16 protein-coding genes are annotated in these 20,306 nt (G+C 71.4%); 4 read left to right on the plus strand and 12 right to left on the minus strand.

Features of this window, described 5'->3' with window-relative positions; genetic code table 11:
• Nucleotides 1–102 precede the first annotated feature (102 nt).
• Genes ACIRBX_RS09245 through ACIRBX_RS09255 form a run of 3 tightly spaced genes read left to right on the plus strand, consistent with a single transcriptional unit; the run spans nucleotide 103 to nucleotide 4,235 of the window.
• A complete protein-coding gene (locus ACIRBX_RS09245; RefSeq protein WP_402294884.1) occupies nucleotides 103–1,215 on the plus strand; it encodes a threonine aldolase family protein in 1,113 nt (370 codons plus the stop codon).
• 34 nt (nucleotides 1,216–1,249) lie between these two features.
• A complete protein-coding gene (locus ACIRBX_RS09250) occupies nucleotides 1,250–1,561 on the plus strand; it encodes a trypco2 family protein (RefSeq protein ID WP_402294886.1) in 312 nt (103 codons plus the stop codon).
• Nucleotides 1,562–1,565: 4 nt separating this feature from the next.
• Nucleotides 1,566–4,235, plus strand: a complete 2,670-nt coding sequence (locus ACIRBX_RS09255) for an NACHT domain-containing protein (RefSeq protein WP_402294888.1) — start codon at nucleotides 1,566–1,568, stop codon at nucleotides 4,233–4,235.
• 74 nt (nucleotides 4,236–4,309) lie between these two features.
• Here the strand turns inward: ACIRBX_RS09255 and ACIRBX_RS09260 are convergent, their stop codons facing one another.
• Together ACIRBX_RS09260 and ACIRBX_RS09265 are read right to left on the minus strand one after the other, a co-directional pair.
• Nucleotides 4,310–6,673 (minus strand): immune inhibitor A domain-containing protein, encoded by a 2,364-nt coding sequence (locus ACIRBX_RS09260; protein ID WP_402294889.1) that lies wholly within the window; start codon nucleotides 6,671–6,673, stop codon nucleotides 4,310–4,312.
• 361 nt (nucleotides 6,674–7,034) lie between these two features.
• Nucleotides 7,035–9,548, minus strand: coding sequence for an ATP-dependent Clp protease ATP-binding subunit (locus ACIRBX_RS09265; protein WP_402294890.1), 2,514 nt, complete (start codon nucleotides 9,546–9,548; stop codon nucleotides 7,035–7,037).
• A gap of 450 nt (nucleotides 9,549–9,998) precedes the next feature.
• Here ACIRBX_RS09265 and ACIRBX_RS09270 point away from each other — a divergent pair, with 450 nt between their 5' ends.
• Nucleotides 9,999–10,478, plus strand: a complete 480-nt coding sequence (locus ACIRBX_RS09270; protein ID WP_402294892.1) for a hypothetical protein — start codon at nucleotides 9,999–10,001, stop codon at nucleotides 10,476–10,478.
• A 7-nt stretch (nucleotides 10,479–10,485) separates the two neighbouring features.
• Here the strand turns inward: ACIRBX_RS09270 and ACIRBX_RS09275 are convergent, their stop codons facing one another.
• The 10 genes from ACIRBX_RS09275 to nadC all read right to left on the minus strand — a co-directional run bounded on the left by ACIRBX_RS09275 (nucleotide 10,486) and on the right by nadC (nucleotide 20,294).
• Complete coding sequence (locus ACIRBX_RS09275; protein WP_402294893.1) at nucleotides 10,486–10,836, minus strand: Lsr2 family protein; 351 nt, start codon at nucleotides 10,834–10,836, stop codon at nucleotides 10,486–10,488.
• Between the two features lie 137 nt (nucleotides 10,837–10,973).
• Entirely contained in the window at nucleotides 10,974–11,501 is a 528-nt protein-coding gene (locus tag ACIRBX_RS09280) for an amino-acid N-acetyltransferase (RefSeq protein WP_402294895.1), read from the minus strand.
• 9 nt (nucleotides 11,502–11,510) lie between these two features.
• A complete protein-coding gene (locus tag ACIRBX_RS09285; protein WP_402294896.1) occupies nucleotides 11,511–11,918 on the minus strand; it encodes a BlaI/MecI/CopY family transcriptional regulator in 408 nt (135 codons plus the stop codon).
• A 101-nt stretch (nucleotides 11,919–12,019) separates the two neighbouring features.
• On the minus strand, nucleotides 12,020–12,169 hold the full coding sequence (locus ACIRBX_RS09290) for a hypothetical protein (protein ID WP_402294898.1): 150 nt from the start codon (nucleotides 12,167–12,169) through the stop codon (nucleotides 12,020–12,022).
• Nucleotides 12,170–12,173: 4 nt separating this feature from the next.
• Complete coding sequence (lysX, locus tag ACIRBX_RS09295; RefSeq protein ID WP_402294900.1) at nucleotides 12,174–13,760, minus strand: bifunctional lysylphosphatidylglycerol synthetase/lysine--tRNA ligase LysX; 1,587 nt, start codon at nucleotides 13,758–13,760, stop codon at nucleotides 12,174–12,176.
• 70 nt (nucleotides 13,761–13,830) lie between these two features.
• Complete coding sequence (locus ACIRBX_RS09300; protein ID WP_402294901.1) at nucleotides 13,831–15,561, minus strand: hypothetical protein; 1,731 nt, start codon at nucleotides 15,559–15,561, stop codon at nucleotides 13,831–13,833.
• Between the two features lie 209 nt (nucleotides 15,562–15,770).
• The gene (locus ACIRBX_RS09305) at nucleotides 15,771–17,525 is read right to left on the minus strand and encodes a hypothetical protein (protein ID WP_402294903.1); all 1,755 of its coding nucleotides are present in this window, start codon (nucleotides 17,523–17,525) and stop codon (nucleotides 15,771–15,773) included.
• Between the two features lie 172 nt (nucleotides 17,526–17,697).
• Entirely contained in the window at nucleotides 17,698–18,375 is a 678-nt protein-coding gene (locus tag ACIRBX_RS09310; RefSeq protein ID WP_402294905.1) for a hypothetical protein, read from the minus strand.
• Between the two features lie 119 nt (nucleotides 18,376–18,494).
• Nucleotides 18,495–19,289 (minus strand): type III pantothenate kinase, encoded by a 795-nt coding sequence (locus tag ACIRBX_RS09315; protein ID WP_402294907.1) that lies wholly within the window; start codon nucleotides 19,287–19,289, stop codon nucleotides 18,495–18,497.
• A gap of 24 nt (nucleotides 19,290–19,313) precedes the next feature.
• Nucleotides 19,314–20,294, minus strand: a complete 981-nt coding sequence (nadC, locus tag ACIRBX_RS09320) for a carboxylating nicotinate-nucleotide diphosphorylase (RefSeq protein ID WP_402294908.1) — start codon at nucleotides 20,292–20,294, stop codon at nucleotides 19,314–19,316.
• Nucleotides 20,295–20,306: the final 12 nt, after the last annotated feature.

Raw genomic sequence — 20,306 nt, forward strand, 5'->3', positions numbered from 1 at the left:
GGCCCGCCTGACGCCCCGTCCGACGGCCCGTCCGACGCGCCGGCCGGCGAGACCCCGGCCCGGCCTCGGCGCACGCTCCCCCGGTGGGGCAGCATCGTCGGTATGACCGACTCCTCGCTCACGTCCCTCAAGGACCGTCGCTTCACCGCCTTCCGCCGCTGCGGGCGGCTGCTCTCGGGCAGCCGCCCGCAGTCGCTCCGCGAGCGGATGGCCGGCCTGGCCGCCGAGGCCGAGACCCTCGGGCTCGACCTGGACGCCCGCCCCGACATCTACGGCGACGGCGTGGTCCGGCTGCTGGAGGAGCGGGTGGCCGCACTGCTCGGCAAGCCCGACGCCGCCTTCTTCCCCACCGGCACCATGGCCCAGCAGGTCGCCCTCCGCCACTGGGCCGCCCGCACCGGCAGCCCGGTGGTCGCCATGCACCCGCTCGCCCACCCCGAGCGGTGGGAGCGCCGTGCCTACCAGCGCCTCAGCGGTCTGGTCGCCGTCTGGCCGACGAGCGAGCCCCGGCTGCCCACGGCCGAGGAACTGCTCGGCTGCGAGGAGCAGTTCGGCACCCTGATGCTCGAACTCCCGCTCCGGGACGCCGGATTCGTCCTGCCGACCTGGGAGGAACTGGTCGCGGCCTGCCGGGCGGTGGAGGGGGTGAAGGTGCACCTGGACGGTGCCCGGCTGTGGGAGTCGGTGCCGCACCTCGGCCACTCGCTGCCGGAGATCGCGGAGTTGGCGGATTCGGTCTATGTCTCCCTCTACAAGACCCTGGGGGGCATCAGCGGGGCCGTGCTGGCCGGCCCGGAGTCGCTGATCCGCGAGGCCAAGGTCTGGCGGCACCGCTACGGCGGCCAGGTCTTCCAGCAGTGGCCCGCCGCCCTCTCGGCGCTGGCCGGGCTGGAGCGGGTGCTGCCGGAGCTGCCGGGCCACGTCGCCCACGCGAAGGTGGTCGCGGCGGCGCTGGGCGGCGTGGCGGGCGCCCGGGTGGTGCCGGAGGTGCCGCACACCCACCAGTTCCAGCTCTGGCTGCCGTACGGGGCGGACGAGTTGAACGAGGCCACGGTGCGGCTGGCGGAGCAGCAGGGGGTCGGGCTGTTCGGCTTCTGGGCCGACGGGCCGGTGCCCGGCTGCGCGATGACCGAGGTCACGGTCGCGGCCGAGGCGATGGAGTGGACCGCCGAGGAGATCGAGGAAGCCCTCACGGACCTGCTTGGGCTGCTCTAGGCTCGTCCGGAATCCGGTGCTGGGAGGGGGCGTCATGGACGCGGGGATCGAACTGGCGGACGCGGTCGAGGCCGTGCGCGAGCAGCTGGCCGAGGCGGTGGCCCGGGGCGAGGGGCAGGCCGTCCGCTTCGGGGTGGAGTCGGTGGTGCTGGAGTTCGGCGTCGAGCTGAAGCTGGATGCCAAGGTGAAGGGCGGGGTGAAGGCGTGGGTCTTCACCGCCGACGCGGAGGGCGGCGTCGCCCGCCAGCGCAGCCACAAGATCACCGTGACGCTCGCCTCGAAGACCGCCGACGGCGGCTCGGTGGACGTCGGGAACGTCGATCTCGGCAGCCGAGCGGGGTTCTGAGGCGGTGGTACGACGCGTCGCCGCCGTCCGGGGGGTCACCCAGGGCAGCGGCCTTCTGCTGCGCCCCAGACTGGTCCTGACGGCCGATCACGTGGTCCGCGGCGAGGACGCGGAGGCCGCTGTCCCGGGCGGCGCGGGGTGGGTGCGCTGCCAGGTGATCTGGCGGAGCCCCGATCTGGACGCCGCCCTGCTGCTGGCGGACCGTGACCTGGTGGCCGGCGCGGTGCCGCCGGTCCGCTGGGCCCGGCCCGATCGGACGGAGCCGGTGGCCGGCTGCCACGTCACCGGCTTCCCGGCCGTCGAGCGGGGCGGTGCCGGGGAGTTGGAGAGCACCCAGGTGCTCGGGTCACTGCTGCCGCAGGCCGGCCTGCTGAAGGGCAGTCAGGTGTTCGTCGCCCAGCAGGCCGCACCGGCGGGCGAGGACTCCCCGTGGGCGGGCCTGTCGGGCGCGGGCGTGATCTTCCGGGACGTGCTGCTAGGGCTGGTGCTGCGCGACCACAAGCGCAAGTCGTGGAACGGCTCGCAGCTGGAGGTGCTCCCGGCCTCGGCCCTGCTGGACGCTCCGGGCTTCGCCTTCCACGTCACCGAGCAGCTCGGCAGCGCGCTGAAGGTCCACGACGGCGAGCTGGCCGACGCCGAGTTCGAGGAGGAGTACGCCAAGTCCATCCAGGCCGACTACGGCCGCATCCGCATCTTCGGCCTGAACCGGGCCCACGGCCAGGGGAGGCGGGGCTGGGGCCTCGACACCGCCTACCTCACCCTCCAGGCCACCGACCTGCCCGGGGGGAGCCGGTCGGCGGGCCGCCGGGTCCCCGAGCTGCTCCGGGAGAGGAGCCGGGTGCTGATCCGAGGGCTGGCGGGGCCGGGGAAGACGACCCTGGTGCAGTGGCTGGCCACGTGGGCCGCAGCCGCGAGCCTGGGGGAGGAGCTGGCCGGGCTCGGCCGGCGGGTGCCGTTGGTCCTCCAGCTCCGCAAGCTGGCCCGCCAGGGCAACTTCAGTCCGCAGCCGGACGAACTGCTTGCCCTGGACGGCCGGTTGAACGCCGACGGGCAGCCACCGGGGTGGGCGCACCGGGTCCTGTCGGCCGGCCGGGCCATGCTCCTGGTGGACGGGCTGGACGAGGTGCCGGACGCCGGGCGCGAGGAGATCCTGCAGTGGCTGGAGCGCTTCCTGGAGCGCTACCCGCACACCTGGACCCTGGCGACGGTGCGGCCGTCGGCCGTTCCGCCGGGGTGGCTGGCGCACCTGGACTTCGACGAGCTGATGCTGAGTCCGATGACGGCCGTGGACCGGACGCGGTTCATCGACCGCTGGCACCGGGCGGTGCTGGCCGAGTTGGTGGAGCAGTCGCGGAGCCCGGCCGAGACGGTGCGGTGGCAGCAGGAGATCGACGGGCTCCGGGCCGGGCTGCTGCGGGTGCTGGAGCGTTCCGAGGGGCTGGCGCAGATCACGGACAGCCCGCTGGTCTGCGCCATGGTCTGCGCGCTCAACCGGGAGTCGGACGGGGCGCTGCCGGCCCACCGGATGGAGATCTACCGGGACGCGCTGTCCATGCTCCTGGTCCGGCGGGACGACGCCAAGCAGCTGGGGCCGGTGGAGCAGTTGACGCTCTCCGAGCCCGAGCAGCTGGCCCTGCTGCGCAGGGTCGCGCACTGGCTGGTCCGCAACAACCAGGTGGAGGGCGAGCGGGACACCGCGATCCGGCAGATCTCCGGCGCCCTGGGCAGCCTGCCGGCGGTGGCGCGGCAGGGCGACGCCGAGCAGGTGTACACCCACCTGCTCAACCGCAGCGGCCTGCTGGCCGAGACCAGCACCGAGACCTTTCAGTTCATCCACCGGACCTTCCAGGACTACCTGGCCGCCCTGGAGTTCCGGGAGCAGGGCGACTTCGGCCTGCTGGCGGGGATGGCGAAGGAGGAGCACTGGCGGGACGCGATCCGGATGACCGTGGGGCACTGCGGCCCGAGGGAGCGGGCCGACCTGCTCCGGCGCCTGGTCGCGGCCGGCGACCGGGCCGCCAACCCGGACGCGCTGACGGTCCACCAGCTGGCCGGCAGCTGCCTGCCGTACGCGGCCGAACTGGATAAGGACGTCCGCGAGTTGGTGCTGGGTCGGCTGCTGGAGCACCTCACGGAGTCCCCGTCGCTGGTGCCGTGGTACCCGTGGTACCAGATCGGCGAGGACCTGGTCGTCGTCCTCGACCGACTGGCACAGCGGCGGGTGAGGATCGAGATCACGGCGGTCGGCAGCGCACTCGGGGAGATCGGCGGCGCCGAGGCGCTCCGGGTGCTTGGTGACCTGGTGGCCCTCGGAGGCAGGGGCAGTCTGGGATCCTGGCGCCGGTTCGACCGGGTGGGCTACGTGGATCAGGTACTGTCGCGGGCCGACTTCACCCGGCAGGCGCTGTGGGTGGACGAACCGGAGCAGATCGAGCTGCTGGTCGAGCGGGAGCTGCCGGTCAGGGCGATGTTGCTGTTCCGGGAGGCACTTGCGGCTGCACCACCTGGGCTGCGTCTGCCGACGGTGGAGCGCCTGGTGCTGCTCGAAGAGGGTACTGGCGGGAACGACCAGGTGGGTGAACGCTTCCCCGCACTGAAGGAGCTGAGGTTCGCCAGTCCGGGCGTGGACGTCGACATCCCGTGGCTCACCGGAACGGCCGCGTCGGAGGACTGAGAACACTCCGGCCCCGCCGGGAGCAATCCCGGCGGGGCCGAAGTCACCTGCTTACCACGTCAGTTGAGCGGAGCTCACTTGCCGGGGCTGACCAGGACCAGGGTCTCGAGCTTGTTCCAGCTCTCGTAGAGGACCGAGATCGCGGTGTTGGTGTTCGGGACCTGGACGGAGGAGTACTGCGTCGCGGCGTCCCAGTACTTGTTCTTCGCGTCGTTGAAGGACGAGACGCCCTTCGAGGACGGGATGGTGGTGAGGACGTCCGCCTTGTGGAGCTTCAGGCCGTCGGTGCGGTCGAAGCCGAAGGTGGAGTCGTAGCCCTGCAGGCGCGGACGCATGTAGGTGCCGTCGGCCCACTTCAGCGGGGTCGGGTGCGAGTCGACCGGGAGGACGAGGCCCTGGCCCGGGTGGTTGGTGACGTTGTTGTCCGTCTGCGACTCGTCCCACAGCCAGACCAGCAGGCCGTTCTGGTTGGCGTAGTGCTCCACCCAGTCGGGCTTCACGGTGGAACCGAAGACGTACGGGCCGGTCTTCAGGGTCTCGTCGTACGAGATGTACTGACGGTTCTCCACCAGGTAGTGCTGCGGGTAGTCCTTGGAGAACTTGCCGTTGATGCGGGAGAAGCCGTCGGCCTTCCAGCCGTTGTCGCCGTTCTCCACCGTGTCGGAGAAGATCGACGCGCCGTTGGCGGTGATGCCGATGTTGTCGAGGGCGAGGCCCTTCTCGTGCACGCCGCCGTCGGTGGTGTAGTGGAAGCGGACCTTGACGGCCTTGCCCGCGAACGGGGTCAGGTCGTAGGCGAGGTCGCCCCACTGGCCGCCCGAGTTGCCGGTCAGGCCGGCCTTGTTGCCCGGGTTGAGCGGGATGGCCGTGCCGTTCCAGGTGCCGTTCAGGCCGACCCAGTTGGCGCCGCCGTCGGTCGAGACCTCGGCGTAGGCGTAGTCGTAGTCCTGCTCGATCTCGTACCAGCCCTTGGCCGTCAGCGAGGCCGAGGTCTTGCCGGTGAGGTCGACGTCGCGGGTGAGGGCGACGTTCAGGTCGTCGGCCGAGCCGCTCCACCACTCACCGCTGCCCTGGAAGGGGGTGTTGATCTCGGTGGTGACGGTCTTGTTCGGCAGGTCGACGACGAGACCCTGCGGGCGCTTGCTGTTGTACTCCGCCGGGCCGAGCAGGTGGGCGGAGAGCTTGCCCGCCTTGGCCTTCTCGAAGTCGAACCAGCCGAGCTTCAGCTTGGACCAGGCGTCGAGGTCGTTCGGCTTGTCGCCGATCGCGTTCTTGCCGGTGCCGAGCCAGGAGCCGGACGACATCAGCGACCAGAAGCCGACCGAGTTGTCGTTGCCCGAGCCGGTGGTGTCGTAGAGGTCCGGCAGACCGAGGTCGTGGCCGTACTCGTGGGCGAAGACACCGAGCCCGCCGTTCTCGGCCTGCATGGTGTAGTCGCCGACCCAGATGCCGGTGTCGCCGGCCTGGGTGCCACCGAGCTTGTTGTCCGCCGGGCCGGTCTGGCCCTGGAGCGAACCGTAGGCGTAGGAGCGGTGGGCCCACAGCGCGTCGGTGCCCTGGGCACCGCCGCCGGCCGACTGGTCCTCACCGGCGTGCACGATCTGGAAGTGGTCGATGTAACCGTCGGGCTCGTTGAAGTTGCCGTCGTGGTCGTAGTCGTACCGGTCCCACTGGTCGTACTTGGCGAGCTCCGCCTTGACCTGCGCGTCCGTCTGGCCCTTGGCCTTCTGGTCGGCGACCCAGGCGTTGACGCCGTCGCGGATCAGGTCCTGGGCGTTGTTGCAGACGTGCTGGCCGCAGTAGTCCGAGCCGTAACGGGCCTCGTTCCACGGCACCTTGACCCAGTCGGTGACCTGGCCGTCGACCGAGTAGCGGCCGGAGGACTGACGCTCGTAGTAGGTCTTGAGCGAGTCCTGGGTCTTGCTGAAGTACATGTCCTGGTAGTGCTGGCGGTTGTAGTCCGCCCGCCAGTCCGTGGAGTTGTCCTTCGCGCGGTCCGGCTGCGGGATCTGGTTCCGCTGCGGGCCGGGGGTGCCACCGTACTTGAGCTTGCCGTCGGGCAGCTTGGTGGTGTTGTCCACCTGGTCGGAGAACTCGACCAGGATGGTGAAGATCTTGTCCGTGCGCTCACGGGCCAGCTCGACGTACTTGTCGCGGCCGAGCTTGATGCTGGTGCCGCCGCCGTGCTTCTCGATCTTCGCGGTGCCGGCCAGCAGCTGGTCCAGAGCGGCCTTCTGCTCGGCCTCGACCTTCGCGCTCAGCGGACCGGCCAGGTTGTGGTCCACCGACGACGCCTGGACCGCGTCGGCCGGGTCATTGCTGACCGGGACGACCGGGCTCGGGGCGGCAGACGCGGTGGCCGGCAGCAGTCCGGCGCCGAGGGCGGTGATGACCGCCGCGGCAGCGGTCGCCGAAGCAACCTTCTTGGATATGTTCAACGTGGTGACGTCCTCCCCATACCGGCCGAGCTCTTGGCTCCGCCGGTGAACCAATGAAAGACAGGTGGACGACATTTGATCCAAGCGTGGATGAAAAAGAAAGACCTTGACCGTGACATGGTCACGGCGCTATGCTCCGGCGCTCCGATGACCTGATCATGCGTCAAGTCCCGGCAAAGGCCCCGCTGGTGAGCGTGTCCATCGGGTACGGAGTACCTGCGCCATCCGTCGAACGGCGGGGATCGGGGTGCGGTTGATCACAGGAATTGTGACCTGGAGATGAAGCGGCGGACATAACGAAAGGGCCCCTGCTCCGGTGTTATGACCGGGGCAGGGGCCCTTTTCGAACTCGCAACAAACCTTACTTGGTGAGGTCCGGACCCGCCGTCACGGCGGCCGGGGAGTCGGCCACGGGGGACTTCTCCTCACCGCGGAAGGTGAAGGTCGCGTCCTTGCCCTCGCCCTCCACGCCGACGACCACGATGTGGCCGGCCCGCAGCTCGCCGAAGAGGATCTTCTCCGACAGGTGGTCCTCGATGTCGCGCTGGATGGTGCGGCGCAGCGGACGGGCACCGAGCAGCGGGTCGTAACCGCGCTTGGCCAGCAGCTTCTTGGCCTCGATGCTGAGCTCCAGGCCCATGTCGCGGTCCTTGAGCCGGCCGTCCACCTTGTCGATCATCAGGTCGACGATCTGGATGATGTCGTCCTCGGACAGCTGGTGGAAGACCACGATGTCGTCGACGCGGTTCAGGAACTCGGGGCGGAAGTGCTGCTTGAGCTCCTCGCTGACCTTCGCCTTCATCCGCTCGTACCCGCTGGTGGCGTCACCGGTGGCCGCGAAGCCGAGGTTGAAGCCCTTGGAGATGTCCCGGGTGCCGAGGTTGGTGGTCATGATGATGACGGTGTTCTTGAAGTCGACCACCCGGCCCTGGGAGTCGGTCAGACGACCGTCCTCCAGGATCTGCAGCAGCGAGTTGAAGATGTCCGGGTGCGCCTTCTCGACCTCGTCGAAGAGGACCACCGAGAACGGCTTCCGGCGCACCTTCTCGGTGAGCTGGCCGCCCTCCTCGTACCCGACGTAGCCGGGGGGCGAGCCGAACAGCCGGGAGACGGTGTGCTTCTCGCTGAACTCCGACATGTCGAGGGAGATCAGCGCGTCCTCGTCGCCGAACAGGAACTGCGCCAGCGTCTTGGAGAGCTCCGTCTTACCGACGCCGGACGGGCCGGCGAAGATGAACGAACCACCGGGACGCTTCGGGTCCTTGAGGCCCGCACGGGTGCGCCGGATCGCCTTCGAGAGCGCCTTGATGGCGTCCGTCTGGCCGATGACGCGCTTGTGCAGCTCGTCCTCCATGCGCAGCAGGCGGGAGGACTCCTCCTCGGTCAGCTTGAAGACCGGGATGCCGGTGGCGGTGGCCAGGACCTCGGCGATGAGCTCCTCGTCCACCTCCGCGACGACGTCCATGTCGCCGGCCTTCCACTCCTTCTCCCGCTTCGCCTTCGCGGTGAGGAGCTGCTTCTCGTCGTCGCGCAGCGAGGCGGCCTTCTCGAAGTCCTGCGCGTCGATCGCGCTCTCCTTCTCCCGGCGCACGTCGGCGATCTTCTCGTCGAACTCGCGGAGGTCCGGCGGCGCGGTCATCCGGCGGATGCGCATCCGGGAGCCGGCCTCGTCGATCAGGTCGATCGCCTTGTCCGGCAGGAAGCGGTCCGAGATGTAGCGGTCGGCCAGGGTCGCGGCGGCGACCAGCGCGGCGTCCGTGATGGACACCCGGTGGTGCGCCTCGTAGCGGTCCCGCAGGCCCTTGAGGATCTCGATGGTGTGCGGGAGCGAGGGCTCGGCGACCTGGATCGGCTGGAAGCGGCGCTCCAGCGCGGCGTCCTTCTCCAGGTGCTTGCGGTACTCGTCCAGCGTGGTGGCACCGATGGTCTGCAGCTCGCCACGGGCCAGCATCGGCTTGAGGATCGACGCGGCGTCGATCGCACCCTCGGCGGCGCCCGCGCCGACCAGGGTGTGCAGCTCGTCGATGAACAGGATGATGTCGCCGCGGGTGCGGATCTCCTTGAGCACCTTCTTCAGGCGCTCCTCGAAGTCACCGCGGTAGCGGGAGCCCGCGACCAGCGCGCCGAGGTCCAGGGTGTAGAGCTGCTTGTCCTTGAGCGTCTCGGGAACCTCGCCCTTGACGATCGCCTGGGCCAGGCCCTCGACCACGGCGGTCTTGCCGACGCCGGGCTCACCGATCAGCACGGGGTTGTTCTTGGTGCGGCGGGATAGCACCTGCATGACCCGCTCGATCTCCTTCTCGCGCCCGATCACCGGGTCGAGCTTGGCCTCGCGGGCGGCCTGGGTGAGGTTGCGCCCGAACTGGTCCAGGACCAGCGAGGTGGAGGGGGTGCCCTCGGCCGGGCCGCCGGCCGTGGCCGACTCCTTGCCGCTGGTCTGGTACCCGGAGAGCAGCTGGATGACCTGCTGGCGCACCCGGTTGAGGTCGGCGCCGAGCTTCACCAGGACCTGGGCGGCGACGCCCTCGCCCTCGCGGATGAGGCCGAGCAGGATGTGCTCGGTGCCGATGTAGTTGTGACCGAGCTGGAGGGCCTCGCGGAGCGAAAGCTCCAGCACCTTCTTGGCCCGCGGGGTGAAGGGGATGTGACCGGACGGGGCCTGCTGGCCCTGGCCGATGATCTCCTCGACCTGCTGCCGGACGGCCTCCAGGGAGATCCCGAGGCTCTCCAGGGCCTTGGCGGCGACGCCCTCGCCCTCGTGGATCAGGCCCAGGAGGATGTGCTCGGTGCCGATGTAGTTGTGGTTGAGCATCCGGGCTTCTTCCTGAGCCAGGACGACAACCCGCCGCGCGCGGTCGGTGAACCTCTCGAACATCGTTTATCGCTCCTCAGAGCGGTCGGGCAGTTCGGGGACTGTCCCCGCCCTGTCCTTCCGCATGCTAGTCCCGCTCAGCGGCGCGGCTCACGGATCGGCTCCACTCGCGTGGAGCCCTTATCAGCTGCGCGACCAGCCGACACCATTCCCAACCTGATGCTGGGGGACGGTGTTCCCACGGTCGGGCTCCATGCACCCGATTCCGCTACGCCAACGGCGAACAAGGCCCGCCGCGGACGCCTCGGCAGGCCCCGCGATCTGCTCGGCCGGGGCCGTCGGCCCCACCCACGTGCATTCATACCCGGTATTCCGGCGAGTTTCGCGCAGTTTCCCCGGTGGCGGTGTTCGCCCGTCGAGAAGTCCCCCGGTCCGACGGAGGGTCAGCTGCGGCCGGGGGCCGTCCGGGTGGTGTCCGCGTGACCGCCGTGCCCCTCCAGCGTTGCACAGCCCATGACCGTGCAGGGGAGCCGGACCGCCGGCTCGGCGGTGCTGCTCGGCTCGGACCGGGTCGAGCTGGCCCGCCCCGCGGGGCTGGCCGCGCTGGTCCGGCTGGACCGGCTGGGGCGGCCGAGCGGGCCGGTGCTGGCCCGGGCCGGCCGGGCCGCCTTCCTGCTCGCCCCCGGCACCGCCGAGGAGGTGCCGGAACTGCTGGACTGGCTCGGCTGGGGTCCGGGGCTGGGCCTGGACCTGGTGCCGCTGGCGGCCGGACAGCTCCGGGTGCCGCCGCCGAGGCCCGCCCCCCGGTGCCGCCCCGGTCTACGGCTGCGGGGCGCGGAGGAGGTGCCTCCACGCCCCACGGACCGACCGGCGGTCTGGCTGCGTCACGGCGGCCACGGCCCCGGGCTGGACCTGCGCTCACCCGATCTGCTCCGCCTGCTCGACTGCCTGGCGGACGCCTGCGCCCGGGCCCGGCTGGGCCTGGCGCCCTGACGGAGGGTCAGGACGGGTTCTCGCGCTCGTACGCGTCGCGCACCACGCTCGGGACGCGACCGCGGTCGTTGACCTCGTGGCCGTTCTCCTTCGCCCAGGCGCGGATCTTGGCGGTGTCCGGGGCGCCCGCCGCCGGACGGGCGGCGCTCCGGCCGCCGGTGCGCCGGCCGCCGGCCAGCCGACCGCTCTGCTTGCGGCCCTTGTCGACGTACGGGGCCAGCAGCCCGCGCAGCTTGTCCGCGTTCGCGCTCTTCAGGTCGATCTCGTAGGCCACGCCGTCCAGGGCGAACGTCACGGTCTCGTCCGCCGAACCGCCGTCGAGATCGTCTTCAAGAATGACCTGCACCCTCTGTGCCACGGGCTTCCCTTTCCGTGTAAACGACCCATTGCCTAAGGAAAGGAAAGCGCCTTTTCCGTGAAAACACAAACCCCTGGCTGCTCCGAAGGTGTCCGGTGGCCCGTTCCGTACCTGTTCCGTACCAGTTCCGTACCTCTTCAGAGCCGGAGCAGCATGCGCGAGTTGCCCAGCGTGTTGGGCTTCACACGCTCCAGGTCGAGGAACTCCGCGACGCCTTCGTCGTACGAACGGAGAAGCTCCTCATAGACATCCGTAGCGATCGCCGCCGGATCTGAGGTACCGTCGTCGGTTTCGCCGATCTCCACGAAACCGTGTTTCGCGAAGAACGGGACCTCGAAGGTCAGGCAGAAAATCCGACGGACGCCCAGCCAGCGGGCGGTCTGCACCAGCTTCTCCAGCAGCAGGTGTCCGATGCCGTACCCGTGACAGGCCGGATCAACCGCCAGGGTGCGCACCTCGGCCAGGTCCTCCCACATCACGTGCAGGGCGCCGCAGGCCACCACCAGGCCGTCCTCGTCGCGTTCCGCGACCCAGAACTCCTGAACGGACTCGAACAGTGTGACGGTCGGCTTGTCGAGCAGAATGCCGTTCCGCGCGTAGCCGTCGATCAGCCGCCGAACGGCCCGCACATCGCTGGTCCGCGCCCGGCGGATCGTGACCTCCATGGCGGGACGCTATCGTGCCGGAGTGCCGCTGGTCTCCCCCGCATCACCTTCCGGCCCTTCCGGGGAGGCGACCCGCAAGGCGTCCCGGAGTGCCTCGCGCTGCTCCGGCGACATCAGGCCGAAGAAGTGCACCAGTGCCGCGGCCGGATTGTCACTGGTCGCCCAGGCGTCGTTCATCAGGGCCGCGGTGTACGCCTCCCGGGACGAGACCGGCTCGTACACATAGGCCCGGCCGGCCCGCTCGCGGCGGAGCCAGCCCTTTCTGTGGAGCTTGTCGAGCACCGTCATGACGGTGGTGTACGCGATTTCGCGTTCCTCCCGCAGATCCGCCAGAACCTCGCGAACGGTGACCGGCCGGTTCCACCGCCAGACCCTGGTCATGATGGCGTTCTCGAGTTCGCCGAGTTGCCGCACCATAGTCGGCCCAGGATAGGGGGAGAACCGGACAAATTTTGCTTATCGGAACAGAACGGCGCGCCGTCACCCCGAGGGGTGACGGCGCGTCAGAGGGAGTTCCGTCATTCGGCGTTGCGGGTCACCAGCGCGTCGGCGGCGGCGTCCTCCTTGGCGCGCTGGGCGCCGCCCTGGGAGCGGATGATCGCCCGCACCAGGAAGCCGAAGCCGATCGCCATCACCAGCGGGGGCACGATCGCGCTCACGTAGTCCATCGGGTCACTCCTCGTCAGAGCCGGGGTCGGCGTCGGTGGCGGGGTCGGCGGCCTTGGCGCCCTTGGCCGCCCCGCCGAGGTCGGGCTTCACGATCGGGAAGAGCACCGTCTCGCGGATGTTCTTGCCCGTCAGCAGCATGATCAGGCGGTCCACCCCGAGGCCGAGGCCACCGGTCGGCGGCATCGCGTACTCCAGGGCGCGCAGGAAGTCCTCGTCCACCTGCATCGCCTCGACGTCGCCGCCGGCCGCCAGCAGCGACTGCGCGGTGAGCCGAGCCCGCTGCTCGACCGGGTCGACCAGCTCGGAGTAGGCGGTGCCGATCTCGGTGCCGAAGATGACCAGGTCCCACTTCTCGGCCACGCCCGGCTCGGAGCGGTGCTGCCGGGTCAGCGGCGAGACCTCGGTCGGGTAGTCCTTGATGAAGGTGGGCTTGATCGCGTGGTGCTCCAGCAGCCGCTCGACCATCTCCAGCACGATCTGGCCGTGGCCCCAGTCCTTCTCGTACGGGATGCCGGCCGCGTCGGCCAGCTTGCGCAGCTCCTCGACCGTGGTGTCCGGGGTGACCTCGGTGCCCAGGTGCGCGGAGATGCCCGGGTAGACCCGGACCTCCTCCCAGGGCTCGGCCAGGTCGATCTCGTGCTCCTGGCCGTCCGGGCCGATGCCGCGCACCACGGTGGTGCCGAGCGCGTCCCGGGCCGCGTTGACGATGGTGGCCCGGATCAGCTCGGCCTGGGTGTCGTAGTCGCCGTACGCCTCGTACGACTCCAGCGAGGTGAACTCCGGGTTGTGGGTGGAGTCGGCGCCCTCGTTGCGGAAGTTGCGGTTGATCTCGAAGACCTTCTCGGCGCCGCCGACCACCAGGCGCTTGAGGTAGAGCTCGGGGGCGATCCGCAGGTAGAGGTCGATGTCGTACGCGTTGATGTGGGTGGTGAACGGGCGGGCGTTGGCGCCGCCGTGCACCGGCTGCAGCATCGGGGTCTCGACCTCGATGTAGCCGCGCTCCTCGTAGGTGCGGCGGATCGAGCGGACCACCTTGGAGCGCAGGTAGAGGACGTCGCGCGCCTCTTGGTTGACGATCAGGTCGACGTAGCGCTGGCGGACCCGGGCCTCCGGGTCGGTCAGGCCCTTGTGCTTGTCCGGCAGCGGGCGCAGGCACTTGGCGGTCAGCTCCCAGCGGTCCACCATGACGCTCAGCTCGCCGCGCTTGGAGGTGATCACCTCGCCCTCGACGCCCACCTGGTCGCCCAGGTCGATGTCGGACTTCCAGGCCGCCAGCCGCTCCGGGCCGAGCTTGTCCAGGGAGAACATCACCTGGAGGTCGCCGGAGCCGTCCCGGAGGGTGGCGAAGCAGAGCTTGCCGCCGGTCCGGGCCAGCACCACGCGGCCGGTCACCCCGGCCCGCTCGCCGGTCGCGGTGTCCGGCTCCAGGCCGGGGTGCGCGGCCCGCAGGTCGGCGATGGTGGTGGTGCGGGGGAAGCCGACCGGGTACGGGTCGACGCCGGCGGCCCGGAGCCGGTCCAGCTTCTCGCGCCGGACGCGCATCTGCTCGGGGAGGTCGTCGGTCGCGGGGACGCTGATCTGATCGCTCACCGCACCAGGGTATCGACCGTTACGCCGGGTCCCTAGCCGCGGTGGGTGGTGGCGGGACGGGGCCCGGCGGTCAGCGGCGGGGGCGCGGGCGGCGGTGCAGGCCGGGACGGCGGCGGCGGGCGACCAGGACGATCAGGCCCAGGCCCAGGGTGACGGCCGCGCCGCCGAGGGCCGCCGTCGGGCCCGCCGGGGTGCCGCCACCGGTGGAGGCGAGCGGGCCCGGTACGGCGGCGGGGTGGCGGGTGACGGCGGGGGAGCCGGTGGCGGCTGCGGCGCTGCCGGCGCCGGTGGCCGGGGCGCTCGCCGTGGTGCCGGGGGCGATGCCCGCGACCGACGGGCGCGGTGCGGCCGTCGGCCGGGCGGTGGACGGCCCGGCGAGCCGGAGCACCACCACGTCGTCGGCCGGGTCCTGGTCCCACTCCATGGCGGCCGAGGTGGGCACCGGCCCGCTCGACCCGGTGGCGTCCTGGAGCGAGACGGTGAGGCTCGTCTCCCCGGCCCCGGGGGCGAGTTCGAGCGCGAAGTCGTAGTCGGCCCGCAGGTCGGCCGGGGCCCAGTCGCCGGGGCGGCAGCCGTACCCGTGTCCGTCGGCCGTGGCCCGGCAGCCGGCCGGGACCTTGGTGGCGCGGACCCCGTCGGGCAGGGTGAACCCGAGCGTGGGCAGGGCCCTCCCGGCGGTGCGCGCGGAGATCGCGGCCGGGCCGTTGTTGTGCAGCCCGACGGTCAGGGTGCCGGTGCGGCCGTCGCCGGCCGGGGCCCAGCGGCCGACGGCCTCGAAGTCCGCGCCGCTCTCGGTGCGGACCTCCAGTTCGGTGCTCGCCGATCCGGTGGTGGGCCGGTCCGCACTGCCCGTCCGCCGCTCGGCGATCGCCAGCAGCGGTCCCGAGCCCGGCCCGAACTCGTAGGCACCACGCGTCTGTTCGGCGTCGCCCTGGTACTCGGCGAGCACCGTGAAGCCGACCCGGTCCCGGTACGCGGCCGGGGTGACGCCGATCCGGAGCGGGTCCAGCCGGACCGTCTCGCCCGCTCCGACCGGGGAGTCGAGGGTGCAGATCACCGCGCTGCCGGCCGGTCGGAGCCCCGCGTCGTCGGTACCGCGCGGCCGGGTGCCGTACTCGCAGTTGCCGAACCGCTGACCGAAGGTCAGCGTCTCCTCGGTCAGCATCACCAGGCGCAGCCGACGGGCGGGCAGCGCACCGGAGTTGGTGATCTCCAGGACGGTGTCGAGCGCACTGCCCGGCCGGACCCGCTCGGCCTTCGGCAGCGGGGCGATGGTCAGCCGGGGCCCGTCGACCAGGACCTCGACGTCCAGCTCGGCCGGAGTGGAGTCGGCCGCGGTGGCGGAGACGTGCAGCACGCCCCTGCTGCCCGGGCCGGCACCGGCCGCGGCGGTCACGCTCGGCTCGCCGGGGAGGGCGGCCGGACCGGTCGCGGCCGGGCTCGGGCCACCGGTGCCCGGGTCGCTCGGGGCCGGGTCGAGGTCCGGGAGGAGCGGCCCGGGGCAGCTCTGCACGGTGCCCGCCGTGCTGCAGCCGTCGGGCAGGTGGAGCTCGGCGACCCCGCGCAGCCGGCGGGCGTCGAAGGTGACCAGCACGTCCCGGGTGCCCTCGCCGCCGACCCGCCGGACCCGCAGCGGCAGGCTCCCGGTGCCACCCGGTCCGAGCACCACGGAGGCCGGTGCGCGGAGTTCGAGCCGCAGCTCCGGGGCCGCCGGGCTCGGTGTGGCCGCACCGGCGGTGGCGGCGGCCAGGGTGAGGGTGGAAGCGAGGCCGAGCGGGCCGGCCAGGCGGGCGAGTCCCACGGGTGTCCTTTGGTCACGGGGTTTCGATCGGCACGATAGGGCCCCGGAGCGAACGGTCAGTGCGGGTTAAATGCGGCAGGTGCCCTCAGGACCGGACAATCGGTATGGGCGGATGCGCAATCGTTATGACGTCAGGAACGGCCCGGCGGACGCGCGTTGGCGTCCGCCGGGCCGTTCCCGGGGTGACTGCGGTGCGGCCGGCGGGGTGACTAGCGGTGCGCGCCGGCCTTGCGGCGGCGGGCGACGACCACGATCAGACCGAGGCCCAGGGCGATTGCCGCGCCACCGGCCACCGCGATCGGGGCGGCCGAGGAGCCGCCACCGGTCGAGGCCAGCGGGCCGGTGGAGGCCGTCGCGGAGTCGGTGGCGGTGGCAGCCGGGGCGGCCGAGCCGCTCGCGGTGGCCTTGACCGGGGCCTTGGTGGGCGCCTTGGTCGGCTGCGGCTTGGCGGTGCCGCTCTTGCTCGGGGTGGCGGTCGGCGCCTTGGTCGGGACCTTGGTCGGGGTCGGGACGGCGGTCGGCTTGGTGCCGGTGCTCTTCTCGCCGAGCGAGATCTCGACCAGGTCGTTGCCCGGGTTCTTGTCCCAGCCCATCACGGCCGAGGGGTGGCCCGGCTCGTACTTGCTGGTGCTGTTCTGCAGCGAGACGACGAACTTCTTCGCCCGGGCGTCGGCCGGCACCTGGAGCGGGAAGTCGAAGGTGGCCCGCATCCCACTGCCAGCCCAACTGCCGTGGTAGCAGCTGAAGTTGCCGGGCACGGCACCCGGACCGGTGGCCTCGTGGCAGTTCTCCGGGACCTTGGTGGCCTTGACCCCGGCGGGGAGGGTGAACTCGACGCTCGGCATCGCCTCGCCGCCGCTGCGGTCGAGGATCGCGGCCGGGCCGTGGTTGAGCAGGCCGACGGTCAGGGTGCCGGTCGCACCGCCGCCGGCGGGAGTCCAGCCGGCGAGGGCCTCGAAGTCGGCGTTGCTGTCGGCGGTCACTTCGAGCTCGGTGTAGTTCTTGCCGCTGTGGTTCTCGTCGATGTTGGGGCCGCCGACCTCGGCCACCGGGACCTCGGGCTTGCCGAAGGTCAGGTGCGGGCCCGAGGCGGGCTTGAGGTCGTAGCTGCTCCGCAGCCAGCTGTCCTTCTCCTCCTGGTTGGCCAGGGCGCTGAACGACACGAAGTCGTAGCGGGCGGAGGGGCCGACCTTGAAGCGCAGCGGGTCGGTCCGGACGGTCTCGCCCGGAGCGATCGCGGTGTTGACGGTGCAGAGCAGCGCGGTGGACGGCGGCCAGTCCTCCTCCATGCCGGCGAAGGACTTGGCGCTGCCGAACTCGCAGTTGCCGAAGCGCTGTTCGTAGCTGAGCGACTCGGTGGCGTAGCTGCTGATGATCACTCGGTTGGCCGGCAGCGTGCCCTTGTTGGTGATCTCCAGCCGGGTCTCCACCGTGCTGCCGATCGCGGCGTTCTCGATCACCTGGAGCTGCTTGACCTCCAGGACCGGGCCGCCGACGTAGACCTCGACGTCCAGCTTGGCCCCGGCGGCGTTGCCGGCGGCCGCGGTGACGTGCAGGACGCCCTTGCTGCCGATCTTCGCGCCCTTGGCGGCGAGCAGGTGCCCGTTGTCGGTGAGGTTGATCCGGTCGTACTCCAGCGGACTCCAGCGCTTGCAGGAGTACAGGGTGCCCGAGACCGTGCACTGGTCGCTCAGCTTCAGGGTGGCGATGCCGGCCAGGTCCTTGACGTCGTAGGTGACGACGACGTCGTTGGCCGCGGCGGTGCCGGTCCGGCCGATGTCCAGGCCCAGGTTCCCGGAGCTCATCGGGTCGGCCGGGGCGGCCGGGTCGATGGAGACGGCGGAGGGGCCGTACAGCTTGAGCTTGATGTCGGCCGAGGCCGAGGCCGGGGTCACGGTGCCGACGGCGGCCAGGGCGAGGGTGCTGGCCAGGCCGAAGGAGCGGGCCAGACGGGAGAGTCCCACGGGTGTCCTTAGATCACGGAGTATTCGGTGGGCACCTTAGGACTCCGTGCGGGATCACATGAGGACTTAAATCGGTCAGGTACGACCAGTTTCGGACAATCGGCCGAACTGGATGCGTAATTGTTATGCCGTCAGGGGGAGGCCGGTCCTCCGGCCTCCCCCTGACCACCGGTCAGCCGGTGGCGAGTTCGAGGTCGTCCTGGGTGGGGGCGGGAGCCGGTTCGGGGCGGATGCGGCGGCCGAAGAGTTCGGCGGGGGTGGGCATCCGGCGGGGCTGCGGGCGCCCTTCGGCGGGGTGCTTGGCGTCGGTCATCGGGAACCGTCCTCCTACGAGGGTGGGCGTGCCGCCGCTCAGCGGAGCGGCGGGGCTCGGTACGGCCGAGAGGTGCCGCTGGCCGGTGCTCAGGGCGAGGCGTTCGCGGACGTCCGCCTCGGCCAGGGCGTGGCAGCGGCCGGCCAGTCGGGAGCGGCGGGCACGTTCGCCGCTGCCGCAGGGCATCCGGGAGAGCGCGCGCAGGGCGGTGAGGTCCTCGGCGGTCGGGAGGTAGCCGTCGGCGATGGCCTCCTCCAGGCGTTCCAGGTAGCCGGAGACGCTGCCGGGCAGGGCGGCGCGGTAGAGGCTCAGGTCGGCCAGGAGGAAGGTGCGCAGGCGCCCGCCCTCCTGGACGGCCTCGTCCACCGCCTCGGCGAGGCGCAGGGCCTCCTGGACGTCCTCGGCCCAGAGCTCACCCACCGGGCTCGGGTGCGGGAGGTGGACCGGGTAGAGCGCTTGGGCGAGGGCACGGCGCAGCACGCGGACTTCGTCGGCGCTGAAGGCCATGCCGCCCCGGGATCCGTGTGGCGTCGGCATGGCTCGACAGTACGTGGCGTACGTCCGATTTATGACGATTGGCGTCGCTGATCGGCCCGATTGGCGGATGGTCTGCTGATCCGAGGGGCCGTGTCGGCACCTGGACGGGTGACGGAGGGTCAGGCGGTGGCCGGGCGGTTGCGCTCGTAGACCAGGCGGAGGCCGATCAGGGTGAGCCAGGGCTCGTGGACGTCGATGCTGCCGGCCTCGCCGAGGACCAGCGGGGCCAGGCCGCCGGTGGCGATCACCTGGACGTCGTCGGGGTCCTTGGCGAGCTCCTTGGCCATCCGGTCGACCAGGCCGTCCACCTGGCCGGCGAAGCCGTAGAGGATGCCGGACTGCATGCCCTCGACGGTGTTCTTGCCGATCACGTTGCGCGGCCGGACCAGCTCGATCTTGCGGAGCATCGCGGTGCGCCCGCCGAGCGCGTCCACCGAGATCTCGATGCCGGGGGCGATCGCGCCGCCGACGTAGTCGCCGCGCTCGTTGATCGCGTCGAAGGTGGTGGCGGTGCCGAAGTCGACCACGATGCACGGGCCGCCGTAGAGGTGGTTGGCGGCCAGCGCGTTGACGATCCGGTCGGCGCCCACCTCCTTGGGGTTGTCCATCAGGACGTGCACCCCGGTCTTCACCCCGGGCTCCACGATGACCGCCGGGACGTCGCCGTAGTAGCGGCGGGTCACCTCGCGCAGCTCGTGCAGCACGGCCGGCACCGAGGAGCAGATGGCCAGGCCCTCCACCCGGTCCTCGGCCGAGACGACCGGGTGGGAGCCCATCAGGCCCTGCATCAGCACCGCGAGTTCGTCCGCGGTGCGGCGCGGATCGGTGGAGATCCGCCAGTGCTCCACGATCTCCTCGCCGTCGAACAGGCCGAGCGTGGTCTGGGTGTTGCCGACGTCGATGGTGAGGAGCACGGGGTGCCTTCTGGTGAGTAGCGGTCAGGAGGAGCGGAGGTCCAGGCCGATGTCCAGCACCGGCGAGGAGTGGGTGAGCGCGCCGACGGCCAGGTAGTCGACCCCAGTCTGGGCGACCTCGCGGGCGGTGGCCAGGGTCAGTCCGCCGGAGGCCTCCAGCTTGGCCCGGCCGTTCACCAGCCCGACCGCCTCCTTGAGCTGCGGGACGGTGAAGTTGTCCAGCAGGATCAGGTCGGCGCCGGCCTCCAGCACGGGCGGGATCTGGTCCAGCCGGTCCACCTCGACCTCGACGTCCAGGTGCGGGAACGCCTCCCGGACGGCCTTGAAGGCCTCGGCCACGCCGCCGGCCGCCACCACGTGGTTGTCCTTCACCAGGGCGGCGTCGGAGAGCGCCATCCGGTGGTTGACGCCGCCGCCGGCCCGGACCGCGTACTTCTGCAGGGCGCGCAGGCCCGGCAGGGTCTTGCGGGTGTCCCGGACGGCCGCGCCGGTGCCCTCCAGGGCGTCGGCCCAGGCCCGGGTGGCGGTGGCGATGCCGGAGAGGTGGCAGAGCAGGTTGAGCGCGCTGCGCTCGGCGGTGAGCAGGTCGCGGGTGCGGCCCCGGACCGAGAGCAGCACCTGGCCGGCCTCCACCACGTCACCGTCCTCGACGTGCCGCTCGACCTCGAACTCCTCCTCGCAGACCAGCGAGACCACGGCCTCGGCGATCCGCAGGCCCGCCACCACGCCGGCCTGACGGGCCGTGAAGTCGGCGGTGGCCACCGCCTCGGCGGGCACGGTGGCGACCGAGGTGACGTCGTCGCCGCCGGCCAGGTCCTCGGCCAGCGCCAGGGTGGCGATGTCCTCGACCTCGACCGGGTCCAGGCCGGCCGCCTCCAGCAGCTCGGCCAGCGCCGGGTCCAGGCCGGTCTCGTACGCCTCGCCGTCGCCGCAGGCGCAGCCGTCGCCGCAGCCGCCGGCCATCGGCAGCTCGGTGTGGGCGTGGTCGTCGTGGTCGTGGGACATTGCTGCTGCTCC

Source organism: Kitasatospora sp. NPDC096147, from assembly GCF_044763225.1.
Lineage (GTDB): Bacteria > Actinomycetota > Actinomycetes > Streptomycetales > Streptomycetaceae > Kitasatospora.

Coding starts and splice junctions, on each gene's coding strand:
- ACIRBX_RS09245 (WP_402294884.1), top strand. CDS start 103: ATGACCGACTCCTCGCTCACGTCCCTCAAGGACCGTCGCTTCACCGCC.
- ACIRBX_RS09285 (WP_402294896.1), bottom strand. CDS start 11,918: ATGGTGCGGCAACTCGGCGAACTCGAGAACGCCATCATGACCAGGGTC.
- ACIRBX_RS09265 (WP_402294890.1), bottom strand. CDS start 9,548: ATGTTCGAGAGGTTCACCGACCGCGCGCGGCGGGTTGTCGTCCTGGCT.
- ACIRBX_RS09310 (WP_402294905.1), bottom strand. CDS start 18,375: ATGCCGACGCCACACGGATCCCGGGGCGGCATGGCCTTCAGCGCCGAC.
- ACIRBX_RS09250 (WP_402294886.1), top strand. CDS start 1,250: ATGGACGCGGGGATCGAACTGGCGGACGCGGTCGAGGCCGTGCGCGAG.
- ACIRBX_RS09280 (WP_402294895.1), bottom strand. CDS start 11,501: ATGGAGGTCACGATCCGCCGGGCGCGGACCAGCGATGTGCGGGCCGTT.
- ACIRBX_RS09270 (WP_402294892.1), top strand. CDS start 9,999: ATGACCGTGCAGGGGAGCCGGACCGCCGGCTCGGCGGTGCTGCTCGGC.
- ACIRBX_RS09290 (WP_402294898.1), bottom strand. CDS start 12,169: ATGGACTACGTGAGCGCGATCGTGCCCCCGCTGGTGATGGCGATCGGC.
- nadC (WP_402294908.1), bottom strand. CDS start 20,294: ATGTCCCACGACCACGACGACCACGCCCACACCGAGCTGCCGATGGCC.